Origin of the sequence: Ruminococcus flavefaciens AE3010 (genome assembly GCF_000526795.1) — a bacterium.
In the GTDB taxonomy this organism is placed as follows: Bacteria; Bacillota; Clostridia; order Oscillospirales; family Ruminococcaceae; genus Ruminococcus; species Ruminococcus flavefaciens_D.
Genome location: NZ_JAGT01000001.1, coordinates 3,238,386 through 3,251,142 on the forward strand (window position 1 = coordinate 3,238,386; position 12,757 = coordinate 3,251,142).

Here is a 12,757-nt window from a genome sequence, read left to right on the forward strand (position 1 = left end):
AATCCATACACAACACAACATTGTTACATACATGAATACCTAATATCTCCTCAAGTGAGTCCATGAGTATACAGGTCGCTATCGCTCTATATTATCATATTGTAATATGTTTTACAAAAAATATCGTAAAGCTATGCCGCCCGTAAGGGCGGTTCATTAGTTACCTTATTGTATATTGACATATTACAGCCCAGTTCATATCTGATTACAATACAGAAACAATCCTTGCATTTGGTACAAAAGTATGGTACTATAAGAAATACCTATAACGCATTATCGTATGCGCAAATGAACGTTCAACACCACTACCAATATCCTGAAAGGGGGCACACAATGAAAAAATCGATTGCATTAATCATTTCCCTGGCTATGCTGGCATCTGTGACAGCCTGCTCTGAAAAGCCCGAAAACAGCAAACCTGCATTAGAATCAGCAACTGATGAGAATGGAGAGGTATACAAATATCAACAGTACTCTTCCATGTCTCCGGAGGAAATAGTCGCTGAGATGACACTTGAGCAGAAGACTGCTCAGATGGTACAGCCTGCCGTTTACAATGTATCAGTAAAAGATATGAAGAAAAACGACTATGGCAGTATCCTTTCGACCATGGGCAGTATCGGTGCTGCTGAATGGCGGGAGACTGTTGACGGATTCCAGAAGGCAGCTATCGAATCAGAATCCGGTATACCTTACATCTATGGACAGGACGACGTTCACGGCGTTAATTATTGCAGAGATGCAGTATACTTCCCACATAATATCGGACAGGGCGCAGCTAACGACGAGGCTCTTGCCTATCAGGTGGGACTTATAACAGCTGACGAAGCAAAGCTATGCCATATGCTTTGGAACTTCTCACCCTGTGTTGCACAGTCTGTTGATCCGCGTTGGGGACGTACATACGAATCTTACGGTTCTGATCTTGAAACCATTACAAAGCTCAGTACAGCCTACACAAAGGGACTGATTGACGGTGGCCTAGTTGCATGCTCCAAGCACTTCTTTGCTGATGGCAACGTTGTATACGGAACCGGTGAGCATGGCGATATAGATATGCTTATTGACCGCGGCGACGCTCAGCTTTCTGATGATGAGATAGAGGAGCTTCTGAAGGTATACCAAGCGCAGATAGATGCCGGAGTGCAGACGATCATGATAAGTCATTCCTCCCTTAACGGCGTTAAGATGCACGAAAACAAAGAGTATATCATGAAACTCAAAGACGAGATGGGATTTGAGGGCTTCATAGTAAGCGACTGGGGTTCTGTTGGAAATATCTCAGGTTCATCCTACGAGGAGCAGGTGATAAAAAGCGTTAACGCTGGTATTGATATGCTCATGGAGACTGACCGCTTTGAGGAGGCACAGGATATCATCATCGATGCAGTTGAAAGCGGGGATATAAGTCAGGAGCGTGTTGATGACGCTGTTACACGTATAATCAAGGTTAAGAAGGATGCAGGACTGTTTGACGATCCGCTGCTTGAAAACATTAAGACAGAACAGCAGGAAACAGGCTCACTTAAATACAGAGCCGTTGCTGAGCAACTGGTAGAAAAAAGCCTTGTCCTTCTTAAAAACGATAAAGAGGTACTCCCATTCAAGGAAGGAACAAAGATATACATCACAGGCCCTGCTTCAGACAACGGACAGGTACAATGTGGTGGTTGGACTCTGGACTGGAACGGTGCAAGCACAAAGGAAGTTCCCGGTGTAACTACGATACTTGAAGCCTTTGAGAGATATGCAGAGGATTATGGAATAGAAGTCATAACCGATGACAATAAGGCTGCTGATGCAGATGTAGTTCTCCTCTGCGTAGGTGAGCAGGCTTACGCCGAGTGGAACGGCGATACCGAGGATTTAGAGCTTTGTGGCTCATTGGGACTTAAAGGAAATGCTGACGCTATAAAAGAAGCTAAGAAGCTTGGTAAACCCACAGTTACCTGCATAATTGCAGGTAGAAACGTTATCCTTGACGAAAAGGACTACGAAGGTTGGGACAGCGTTGTTATGTGTTATCTCCTAGGTTCAGAGGGCAAGGGTGTCTCAGATGTGCTCTGCGGTTGCGTTGATTTTACAGGAAAGCTTCCATCCGACTGGTATGGTTCGCTTGATCAGATAGGAACAGATAAATGCTTCCTCAAGCGTGGATATGGTGAAAGCTATGGTGAAAACTTCAAGCCACGCAAGGGACCAGAGTCACTTGCTGACGAGGCTAGAGTTATTGATAAGGACGCAATCATGGACGGAACGAACTACACGAGAGGTCTCTATAAGGATAGTATTTACACAAACGAATATGCCAATCTTAAGATAAGCATTCCTGATGGTCTCACAAAAGAGTCTGCAGAGGATTACACAATGTCAACACCTGATTATATGACTGATGAAGATCAGAAGCGTATTGAGGCAACATTGTGGGATGCAGATTTTATGAAAGAATTCGGTAAACAGGGAGATACAGATTATATCAGTATCGGATTCGTGAATACGGAACTTGGTATGCCTGATCACCATGACTGCACCGCCGATGAATATCTGGATGCTGATGATGATCTTACAATACGCTCTATGGAAGATATGCCGGATGCCAGTGTTACCTTTGATGACAGAAAAATAGTCAAGCTGGGCGGAGAAGAGTATGTACGTTCTACACAAAGGTTTCATGATGATGAAGGGGAATCCCAAGTCATGTACAACTACGCAAGAAGACTCGATGACAAGCTGATTTGTATTATCTGTATCAGCGGCATCAAGCCAGTAGATGAATATGAGGCTATGTTCAAGTGAAATAATGATTTATGAAAGGAGCGCCGGTTGTCCGGCGCCCTTTTTCTATTCTATTCTATTCTATTCCTTAAGTCACCGTGTGAAGATTATTATAAGCAACCTTCATTGCATACGACTATTGATGTGACTTGTTTTCAATGAGCCATTGTCTCACAATATGAAATTACCAAAACGAAGTCCCCACGCTTGCAGGGGGGCTCTGTATCATTTTTCATAAGCTTTGATCTATCACGGAACTAAGCTAAATCAGAATTTATCGTTGATTTAAGTCGGCTTTCTCATCGGAATAATCAATAATCACTTTTTTACATTCCCGGCATAGGTATGCCACTACAGCAGAGCCTTTCATAAATGATAGTTTGGAAAGGACAACCGATCCTTCGTGAAATTCCGCCCTCCCCAGTACTGGTCTTTTGGTTCCTCTTTTCCAGGACAACTCATGAGGACTCTGGATGATTCCCTGTTCCATCTCATTATTGCAATATGGACACGTCATTGCTAATCTACCCCCATAAACTTTGATTATCGTAGCAACCTGCTTACCATCCATATTATACACTGCACAGTAGCCCAAAGTCAAGGTTACATATATAGAATACCGCTAATTGAGCATTTCTGTTTTACATATTTACATTGCATCGGTGATATGGTATAATATGTTACAAGAAACGAAAAAGGAGCTATATATGGGACAGAAAGAGATCATCGACGGGGACACTTACCGAAAAATCAAGAAAATGAACCGAGAGGAGTTTACGAAGTTCATTCTCCATTACGGAGATGAGCTGCTCGGTGAACAGGGCAAAACAATAGATCTTCCGGCTCTTGAGACAGAACTGAGAAAAATCAAAGGTATCGGTGGTAAGCGTCTTGAAGAGATTATGGTCGTTATAGAGAAATTCTTGGATGTTGAATAGGGGGTATATCATGCAATGTAAAAGAATAATAGCAACTCTGCTATGTGCTGTGATTCCATTTGGAATAGCCATTAGTCCGGTTGGTGCGCCTGCTGTCTTATCAGCAGAGGCAGCATCAGTAGTTGACAGCGGAACTTGCGGAAAGAATTTAACATGGAAGCTTGACAGCAGCGGTACTCTGACCGTAAGCGGTACAGGAGATATGAATGAAGATTTAGATTCAAATCCGTGTCCATGGAAGGAATACAGTGACGAGATAAAGAATGTTATTATCGGCAATGGAGTTACAAGTATAGGTATGGGTATGTTTGATAACTGCAATAACTTTACCTCATTATCGCTTCCGGATACGCTGAAGACTATTAGCGCATATTCGTTTTCGAGCTGCAAATCTCTTGAATCAGTAGTCATTCCGAACGGAGTAACCAATATTGGTACGAGTGCTTTTTCGAGCTGTAAAAAGCTTAGCAATGTTACTATACCCGCATCCGTGACGAATATAAGTGCACTAGCGTTTTCTGGGACGCCATGGTTTGAAGCTCAGAGAAGCATTGATACTCCGTTCGTAATAATAAACGGTTTGCTCATTAATGTGTTCTATAAGCTTTCGGGAGACGTTGTTATCCCATCGACCGTGAATAAAATATGCGATCAGGCAGCATGGGGCTGTTCAGAGATAACCTCGCTGACCATTCCCGAAACCGTGACCGAGATAGGTCATAATGCATTCAATGGGTGTGAGCAATTGAAATCTGTAACTATACCAAGCTCAGTGGAGAGTATCGGTATGCAGGCTTTTATCAAGTGTACTGCTCTTTCTGAGGTGTTTATCCTGAATCCTGACGCAAAAATATATGACAGAGCCAATACCTTTACCAATGAAAACGATAAGTTCAGTGGAGTAATTAAGGGATATAAAGGTTCTACGGCTGAGAAATATGCTCAGAAGTATAACTATACATTCAAAACATTAGCTCAGCTTGGAGATGTGAACAATGATAAACAGATCAATGCTGTTGATGCTTCATCAGTTCTTGCATATTATGCTATGATCTCAACAAATCAGGATGGCGGATATGATGAGGAGCAGAAGCTTGCAGCAGATGTTAATCATGATGGATTAATTAATGCCGTAGACGCTTCCAATATTCTTTCGTACTACGCATATGTATCGACTACAAAAGAAACTCCTATGTCAATGGAAGAATTCATTAAAAAGAATTAAGAAATTTCCTAATATGATTACCGCCCTTCATGGGCAAGCTGAAAGGAGGACCGAAGTCCTCCTTTTTCATTATTATACAGATCAAAGTGCTCCCTTTTCAAGCGTAGCAGTAAAACCAAGTCCTGCTGTCTCATAAATGTATATTTTTCCAAGCTGAACAGACTTGTCACCATCTGCTCCCTCAACCAATATCTCGATATAACAGTCGTTCTGATAACACTCATCATTGGGCGACCATAATACATAGCCGCCGTTTTTTACATCGCAGGTATTTCCGGAAAAAATAACAGCTTCACTGTCACTGTTGAGATAACAGTCTGCAAAGTAACCGGCATTAGCTGTCAGTGTAACAGGATATCCGGGAGAAGCAATTTCAAGCAGTATGCCAAGTCCCGACCAGTCGCTCATTACAGGATTATATTTGGTCTTAATTGATACGATATCGCTCAATTCAGTCTTAGCTTCACTTTTTTCTTCCTTGATGCCAAGCAGTCTATACTGTATCGCCAGTGCGTCGCCTACTGTCAGTCCGTCACCGTTCATATCACCGTTGAGTTTGCCCTGTTCGGTAATGTGATTCCCGGCTGTACCGTTTAATCCGTATTTATTGGGATTTGCAAGAGCCTGCATGATAAGTACTGCGTCTGCCATATCGACCTGTCCATCGCAGTTCGTATCGCCCGCCATTATCACATTGGACTCAGAAGTTGTTGTAGTTGTAATCGTGGTTGTTGTTGAAGCTGCGGTGGTCGTAGTTGGAACTTCGTCATCATTGCCCATATTATTCTCAAAGAACGAAAGCATCCACGCAAGCGCTGCCTGCCACTGAGGTGTGACTGAATTGCATGTCCACGCTTCGGCTGAATCTGCATATAGCTGCTGATCGGGCACCTCGCCTATCTTCAAACCAATACCCTTGACGAAGCTGTCACTTATACCATCAGGACTTCCTGCTAATCCGGTAGGCCCGCCTACCATTATACCATTCGGAGCTGTGGGAAATCTGCTGTCTACCTCATTCAGCCAGAAACTGCTGCTCGGCTTATTGGTATGATATGTGCCGTAACCTGTTACATATGATATACCGAGACCATTCCTGCCGAAAATATAATCAAGCGCATAACCTGCGTATTCCTTGTACTTCACATCGCCTGTCGCCTCATAGGCATATGCCATAATTACAGCATTATTGACAATTGAGGAGTTCGAGCCGAATTCATAAGTATCCCATCTGTCCGCAGGGTAAGTGTACTCATCCAATCCGAAACCACATGATACCTTTCTGTATGGTGTATCCATAGCATTGGCGTATATGTTATCCTTTACATCATTTGCAGCGGCAGCCACGAAATTATCGGCTGCTTTACCGATATTTACGTTTATCAGCTTTCTGTCCTGTTCTGATATCTTATCGCTCAGATACAGTGATAATGTCCCGAAATCGTATGTATTGGTCTCGCAGAACGCCTTGAAGCTGTCTTCAGGATATGGCATGAATATAACATCACAGGAATCGGGGATGCATTCTGTAAGGCTCAGGTCGGAGTTGAAAGAAGTAAGATAATCATAATACTCCTTATCGCCTGTAGTCGCAAAAAGCTCGCAGGCAGCCCAGTATGCCTCATCACTTAAATTGAAATCACCAAGGTCATGATCATAAAAATCAAAGCAATCAATGCCCAGATGCGAAGCAAAGTTTTTATCTCTTATGGACCTATTTGTCCACTCTTTTTCATGTCTCTTTACTGCGTTCCATGATGCTTCCGCCTGTTTCAGACACTCAGCAGCAAAATCGGGATCTTTTTTCTCCCAGAGACGCGCAGCCTGTGCCGCACACGCTATCATATCAAATGTTGCAGCATAAGTCGGAGGATTAACTACCCTTTTCAACTTTTCTTTATCAGTAATGAGTCCCAGATCAACGGGATTATAGCTATTCGTATATCTAACTCCGTGATATACCATGTCGGCAAAATCCTCGCCCCATATGCTGTCCTTTTCGGGATCAACCACCATATTAAGCATAAATTCGAGCTCGTATCTTGCTTCATCAAGAATATCTGCCAAATTCCCGTTTGCTGCTTTATATCCGTTCTTATAGGAAAGCTCATACATATTCTGCAAAAGCCATACTGCATTTGCTCCTGCAATAACATTTTTACTGCAATTATCGTCGGTATACCAACCGCCGGCAGCGTCCTTAAAGATCTTTTTTTCTGTGATCACGTTCCAGTCTGAACTGACATATGCCTCGTCCTTTGCATGAAAAGCTTCATGTGCCAGCTTAGCTCTGTTCTCTTCAGAAGGCTCGGAAACGATCTTTTTCTCGTCTAGATCAATATCAGAATGCTGCAAATAGAAGAAATTCATCGCATCTCTGAATATGTCACTGTAAATCTTATCTCCGACCGTAAATTCATGACTTATATACTGCTTATAAACCTCGCCGGTATACGGATCGGTATAAACATTTCCCTCATCATCGATGACAATTGTGTATCTACCCGGCTTTTTAACAGCCGAAAAATCAAGCTTATGGAAGTAACCCAAGCCGGCTTCATCGTCCATGCCTACAGGCTTTGTCCCGCCTTTATAGACCTCTTCGCCCTTTTCGTTGAGCACTCTGAAATCCATAGCTCCCTTGTCGGAATCCGTTTCATAAGTTGCAACCTTAACCGAATCGGGATAATAGCCCACCTGATTAAGGCGTACATCACTTCTTGGAATCACATAACCCAGACCTTCCGGGCAGCTCCATTCACAGACAGGGTCATCAGACTCCTCACAGGTAAGACATTCCACTACTATATCATCAAACCATATCTCGTCTCCGCTGCTCGCATTGCCCTGATAATGGGTACCTTGTGCGTAATCAAATGCCCATTCGACACCTTCGAGATCCTCTGTAGGCTTGAATATTCCTTCAAATGTCTGCCATTCATTCGAGAGCTTTACGGCAGCCCCAGACCATTCCCCGCCCATATGAGGTCCCATGTGCATATCTTTTGTCTGACCGTCAAGCGTGAAATATACATTGCCGTTCCGGCTGTCGCCGATCTGTGAGCAAAGTTCAAGACCATTCCTGTTGCTCTTAGCTTTAAAGCTTACCCTATACTCATGACCTGCTTTGAAATTCAGATTTTTATGTTTGAACTGAAGATCCCACTTTTCATGGTCAGCGCCCTGAGGCATATATATAGTAATGTGAAAAGCTCCGTCATCAAGATCAAAGGCCTGCTTTGCAGGGTATGCCGCACAGGTACGCCAAGGCAGAGACTTTTTCTCAAATGTGCTCTCACCGATAACGGAGACAGCTCTTTCGTTCATCGGCTCAGCTGCTGAAACTGTTGATGACGCTACCATAGCCAGCGACATGATCACTACGGCAAGCTTACTTGCTTTTTTATGCATATGAAACCCTCCCTGTTACTTAAATTTATAAGTTATGAAAGATAAAAGGCTAACATAATTATTATTCAACTAAATTACTAGTTACACATGAAAAAACGTCTCTTTTCCTTTATCAGAATTATAACATACAAAAAAACAACAGTCAACATCTGTTCCTGCAAATGTGAAAGGAAACAACCATTGTGATAATTGACGCAGGCATGGCGCACCAACTTAAACTTAGTTCGCCTTTATTCTTGAAATGACGTAATATAGGCAGTTACATTTTCTCGCTAAACACCAATATCAAAGCTCATTTTCTTACCTGTTTCCTGGCACTTATGCTTGAATAGTATATAGTGATTTCCTATAATCTGTAATGGATTTTTCGCATTGGACAACTCAATTGAACGAGAGTTATCGTGAGCTTGCTGAGTATTATGGGACAGCTATAGTTCCGGCACGTGTGCGTAAGCCGCAGGATAAAGGACTGGTAGAACGCTCTGTGAACTTTTCGACAACATGGATAACTGCTGCTTTGCGTGAGCGAAAGTTCTTCTCATTTGCTGAGGTAAGAGATGCTGTTGCCGAAGGACTTGAAGTAATCAACACCAAGCCATTTCAGAAGCGCCCCGGCAGCCGCAGAGAAGCATATATTTCCGAAGAAAAGGAGTTTATGCTGCCACTGCCCAAGTGTCCATATGAGCCGTCTGTGTGGAAACAGCAGACTGTCGGAAACGATTATCTCATAAGCGACGGTCTCAACAAGTATTCTGTACCATTTGACCTCATCGGTGAACAGGTGCAAATAAGGCTGACAAAGGAGCTTGTTGAAATATACTTCAAGGGCAGCCGTATTACGTCGCATAAGCGCCTTGAAAACTACAGCATTCAGCCCATTGTTAAACCCGAGCATATGCCTGATAACCATCGAGAGTATCTGAATTACAATTCTGATGAGTTCAGGAGGTGGGCAGAAAATGTTGGTGGATCAACAGAGAAAGTCGTAAAGTATTTCCTGATTTCCGGTGGTGTTCCCGAACAGGGCTACAAAGCTTGTGTGAGTCTCACAAAGCTCAGTAAGCGCTACGGAAAGAAAAAGCTTGAAGATGCATGTGAACGTATGCTGACATTCTCATCTACACCCTCAATACGCACAATAACCACACTACTGAAAAACAGCAGCGAGCCGAACAAGCCTGCTGTGGCAAGTGATGACAGTAATAAATACGGTATTACCAGAGGCGCCGCCTATTGGAAGAAGGGCGGTGAGAGCAAATGATCAACAGCACGATAGAACGTTTGAGAGCAATGAAAATGAACGCCCTGGCATCTGAGTTAGAGCGTCAGACCGAAGATGCTGAAAACTACAAACAGCTTGGATTTGAAGACAGATTAACGCTTCTGGTTGACGCAGAATGGAATCGCAGACAGAACAACAAGCTGATCCGATACATCAGGAATGCTCATTTCTCAGACGCAAATGCAACTATTGAAGGTATTGAGTATATCGAAGACAGGCACCTTGACAAGGGCAGAATGCTACGTCTTTCAACCTGCAACTATGTTGACGAAGGCAGACATATCATTCTGAAAGGTGCATCAGGAAACGGCAAGACATACATCGCCTGTGCTCTTGGAAATGCCGCCTGTCGCAAGTTCAAAACTGTGCGCTACATAAGGCTGCCCGATCTTCTTGATGAGCTTACGATTGCAAGAGCGAACAATGAGTTTAGAAAAGTCATCAAGGCATACAAGAAAGTTGATCTGCTTATCCTTGACGAATGGCTGATACGCAAGCTGACACCGAATGACGCTTTCAATCTATTGGAGATCATTGAAGCGAGAATTGAAAAATCGATGATCTTCTGTACACAGTACCACTCCGAAGGATGGTATGACCGTATTAATTCTGATCCTGAGAATGACAGTCCAATTTCAGATGCGATAATTGACAGAATAGTCAACAACGCTTATGATATTATGATCGATGGTGAAGTCTCCATGAGAAAACGCCATGGACTTCCGGAAGGAGCTGAGCCGTGATGGATGATTTTTGTGCTTTCAGCCAGGATCATAAGTGCCTGAAATGGGAGGATTACAAGCTTACCCGTCATGAACTGGAAGAAGCGGATAATCTATGTCATGGAAACTGGATAGAGATACAGCGTCTGCAGGTTTACATCGATAAACTCAAAGATATTCTTGTTAAAAATGACATTGAATATCCGGAAATCTAATCAGATCTAACAGTGAGCCTGTCTGATTTCAGGCGGGCTCCTTTTCTGTTGGGCATTGTCCGTGGGCAGTCAACGGCAGAGTGCGGTTTTGTAACCGTTAAAGTGCGGTTCTAAGTCCGTGCAGCTGCGGTTTTGGTGTCGGCATATACAGTCCTGATATTGAGCAGTTAGTTAGTTCACTTGCTGACCTCTACGATGAGCTGACTATGCCTATTGAATTACGCAAAGCTCACAAGGCTAATGATAAGGCAGTAATGGAAGCTTACGGCTTCGATAAAGATATGCCCGAAAATGAGATTGTCGCTGCATTAATGAAGATGTATCAGAAGCTTACGAAATAATATTATAGAGCTTACCTTTGTGGTAGGCTCTTTTTATAATGTTCACTTCGTTGTAGCATAGAAAAATAGTTGTAATTTGTTGCTTCAATTAGTAAAAAGTAAAACTGAATTGCACAATTATATTGACAATCAGCATGATGGATGATATAAAAAATATTATATATTCAGTAGGATATTATTATGAGAATAATCACAAAACATCTTATTGCAGCAACATTAGCAAGGATTCTACACGTTCACGCTGCTGTGATAACCATTTCCGGTAAGGCGTTCCCTTATAACTATCATTTTCTCTGTCTTTAACCTTTGCTTTACGTTCATATTCGAGCTTTTTCATAGCTCCGTCCATACTGACCTTTACAGTCAGACTGCGGCTACTCTTAGTCACAGTAAGAAAGTCGAGATGAATATTAGGGGTACCGTTTTTAATTTCGCCCATGTGTATGGTAGCAGAAAATACTTTAAGTGACGGATTAGGCGGAAGGAATAAAGCAAATAATGCAAATGTTAGGCGAATAATGCAAATAATTGACATAGCAATTTTTGAATGGTATAATATAAACATAACAATTAATGAGCAGTTGCTTGGAGAATACGATGAATAAGAAAAAAATATTTATTATACTACTTTCGATTATAACTGCGTTTTTTTTGCTGTTTTCAAGCGTATGGCTTTTCTGCTATCATATTGTATGGAAGCCACATATTCCCACAGATGTTGTAGGATTGAAGATTGATAAAGACAGTAAATCAAGGCATACATATTATAGCACTCCTGATGATGAAAAATACAGACAATTTACTTTCTCTGTTCCATGGTATGGTAATTTTCATTGTGTTTGTTCATATACTTCGGGAATAAATTTTGATGAGAATAATTTTGTTATAAACGATGATGGTGAGAAAGAAATAATTCCCACTCCAATCTCAGGATCAAAATTTATTTTTTCAATCATTATGCCTATTTCTATGTCTGGAAAAGCCCAAAAAATAATATGTGATATACAACCTATGCCAAACGATGAAAAATATGCTGAAAGCGCATATTTTGAATTGGATATTAATGGCAAATTACAAAACATGGACAATTATAGCAAGAAAGAAATAGCTTTATATAATGATTCCCTTCCTGAAGTATTAGAGATAATCGATCTTATGAAAGAACAATTTGATTTTTAATAATATTAGTAATATTCTGCATTATTCATACTACTGAATTTGTAATGTAATTAAACATTTTGTGCACAGGTGTTTTATTAGATATTCAAAAAAATTTACAAGGAGATTTAATGATGAACAAAAAAATTATTTCTTTAATTTCTGCAACTATACTTACTATATGTGGTAGTTCTGTAGCATCAACTTCTGCATATTATGATTATAATGATAACTATCATAATAATCGTAATTACGCAAATAAAACTTTTTCAAACGCTCATAATTATTTTTATAACAATGGCGGTTGGGGCGAAAGTTACGCTAAGTACCCACTTTACAAAAATGGTACACAGGTTGCACAGCTTATTTGTTGCTATAATCCGGAAATGTGGGGCGATGAAAGTGCACAAGAGTGGACTGGTACTTATAACGGATATACCGGTTTTTATATGGATGGCTTTGTAAATGATACATATGGATCGACATATTATAGTGAAACAAGATATGCGACAAACTGGGTAAGAAATGCACGTACAGATTATATGGAAATAGGTAATGGTTGCCCTGTTAAATTCTGGGGAAATATTTATTGGTAATAATAAAAGGGGGTATCATATGATACCCCCTTTTTTGGAGATTGTAAAATGAAAGTATCAAAATATATAACGGCATTTATTCTTTTTGGCATAT

At 41.4% G+C, this 12,757-nt stretch carries 12 protein-coding genes and 1 pseudogene; 10 read left to right on the top strand and 3 right to left on the bottom strand.

Features of this window, described 5'->3' with window-relative positions:
• The first annotated feature begins 333 nt into the window (after positions 1-333).
• Complete coding sequence (locus tag N774_RS17580) at positions 334-2,796, top strand: glycoside hydrolase family 3 protein (protein ID WP_024861888.1); 2,463 nt, start codon at positions 334-336, stop codon at positions 2,794-2,796.
• A 253-nt stretch (positions 2,797-3,049) separates the two neighbouring features.
• Here the strand turns inward: N774_RS17580 and N774_RS0114300 are convergent, their stop codons facing one another.
• Entirely contained in the window at positions 3,050-3,346 is a 297-nt protein-coding gene (locus tag N774_RS0114300; protein WP_051463403.1) for a PF20097 family protein, read from the bottom strand.
• Between the two features lie 136 nt (positions 3,347-3,482).
• On the opposite strand from N774_RS0114300, the gene N774_RS0114305 reads away from it, so the two are divergent.
• Together N774_RS0114305 and N774_RS18440 are read left to right on the top strand one after the other, a co-directional pair.
• On the top strand, positions 3,483-3,713 hold the full coding sequence (locus N774_RS0114305; protein WP_024861890.1) for a hypothetical protein: 231 nt from the start codon (positions 3,483-3,485) through the stop codon (positions 3,711-3,713).
• A gap of 10 nt (positions 3,714-3,723) precedes the next feature.
• The gene (locus tag N774_RS18440; RefSeq protein ID WP_024861891.1) at positions 3,724-4,938 is read left to right on the top strand and encodes a leucine-rich repeat protein; all 1,215 of its coding nucleotides are present in this window, start codon (positions 3,724-3,726) and stop codon (positions 4,936-4,938) included.
• Between the two features lie 81 nt (positions 4,939-5,019).
• Here N774_RS18440 and N774_RS0114315 read toward each other — a convergent pair whose 3' ends face one another.
• Positions 5,020-8,349, bottom strand: coding sequence for a glycoside hydrolase family 9 protein (locus tag N774_RS0114315; RefSeq protein ID WP_024861892.1), 3,330 nt, complete (start codon positions 8,347-8,349; stop codon positions 5,020-5,022).
• A gap of 385 nt (positions 8,350-8,734) precedes the next feature.
• Between N774_RS0114315 and N774_RS0114320 the strand changes: the two genes are divergently transcribed.
• From N774_RS0114320 to N774_RS19650, 4 genes and pseudogenes are all read left to right on the top strand, one after another.
• Positions 8,735-9,610: a Mu transposase domain-containing protein gene (locus tag N774_RS0114320; protein ID WP_051463404.1), complete on the top strand. Its 876-nt coding sequence runs from the start codon at positions 8,735-8,737 to the stop codon at positions 9,608-9,610.
• Positions 9,607-10,374: an ATP-binding protein gene (locus tag N774_RS0114325; RefSeq protein WP_024861894.1), complete on the top strand. Its 768-nt coding sequence runs from the start codon at positions 9,607-9,609 to the stop codon at positions 10,372-10,374. Before N774_RS0114320 ends, N774_RS0114325 begins: the two co-directional genes overlap by 4 nt.
• Positions 10,374-10,568: a mobility-associated LCxxNW protein gene (locus N774_RS0114330; RefSeq protein ID WP_037280326.1), complete on the top strand. Its 195-nt coding sequence runs from the start codon at positions 10,374-10,376 to the stop codon at positions 10,566-10,568. Before N774_RS0114325 ends, N774_RS0114330 begins: the two co-directional genes overlap by 1 nt.
• A 176-nt stretch (positions 10,569-10,744) precedes the next feature.
• Positions 10,745-10,909 (top strand): annotated as a pseudogene (locus N774_RS19650) (type IIL restriction-modification enzyme MmeI); the annotation flags it as partial.
• A 202-nt stretch (positions 10,910-11,111) separates the two neighbouring features.
• On the opposite strand, the gene N774_RS20010 reads toward N774_RS19650, so the two are convergent.
• On the bottom strand, positions 11,112-11,246 hold the full coding sequence (locus N774_RS20010; protein ID WP_278245160.1) for a hypothetical protein: 135 nt from the start codon (positions 11,244-11,246) through the stop codon (positions 11,112-11,114).
• Positions 11,247-11,352: 106 nt separating this feature from the next.
• Between N774_RS20010 and N774_RS19270 the strand changes: the two genes are divergently transcribed.
• From N774_RS19270 to N774_RS0114355, 3 genes are all read left to right on the top strand, one after another.
• Positions 11,353-11,514 carry a hypothetical protein gene (locus N774_RS19270; RefSeq protein ID WP_155250409.1) on the top strand — a complete coding sequence of 54 codons (162 nt, stop codon included), beginning with the start codon at positions 11,353-11,355 and terminating at the stop codon, positions 11,512-11,514.
• Positions 11,507-12,088: a hypothetical protein gene (locus tag N774_RS0114350; RefSeq protein ID WP_024861897.1), complete on the top strand. Its 582-nt coding sequence runs from the start codon at positions 11,507-11,509 to the stop codon at positions 12,086-12,088. Before N774_RS19270 ends, N774_RS0114350 begins: the two co-directional genes overlap by 8 nt.
• Positions 12,089-12,198: 110 nt before the next feature.
• Complete coding sequence (locus N774_RS0114355) at positions 12,199-12,663, top strand: hypothetical protein (RefSeq protein WP_155250410.1); 465 nt, start codon at positions 12,199-12,201, stop codon at positions 12,661-12,663.
• Positions 12,664-12,757: the final 94 nt, after the last annotated feature.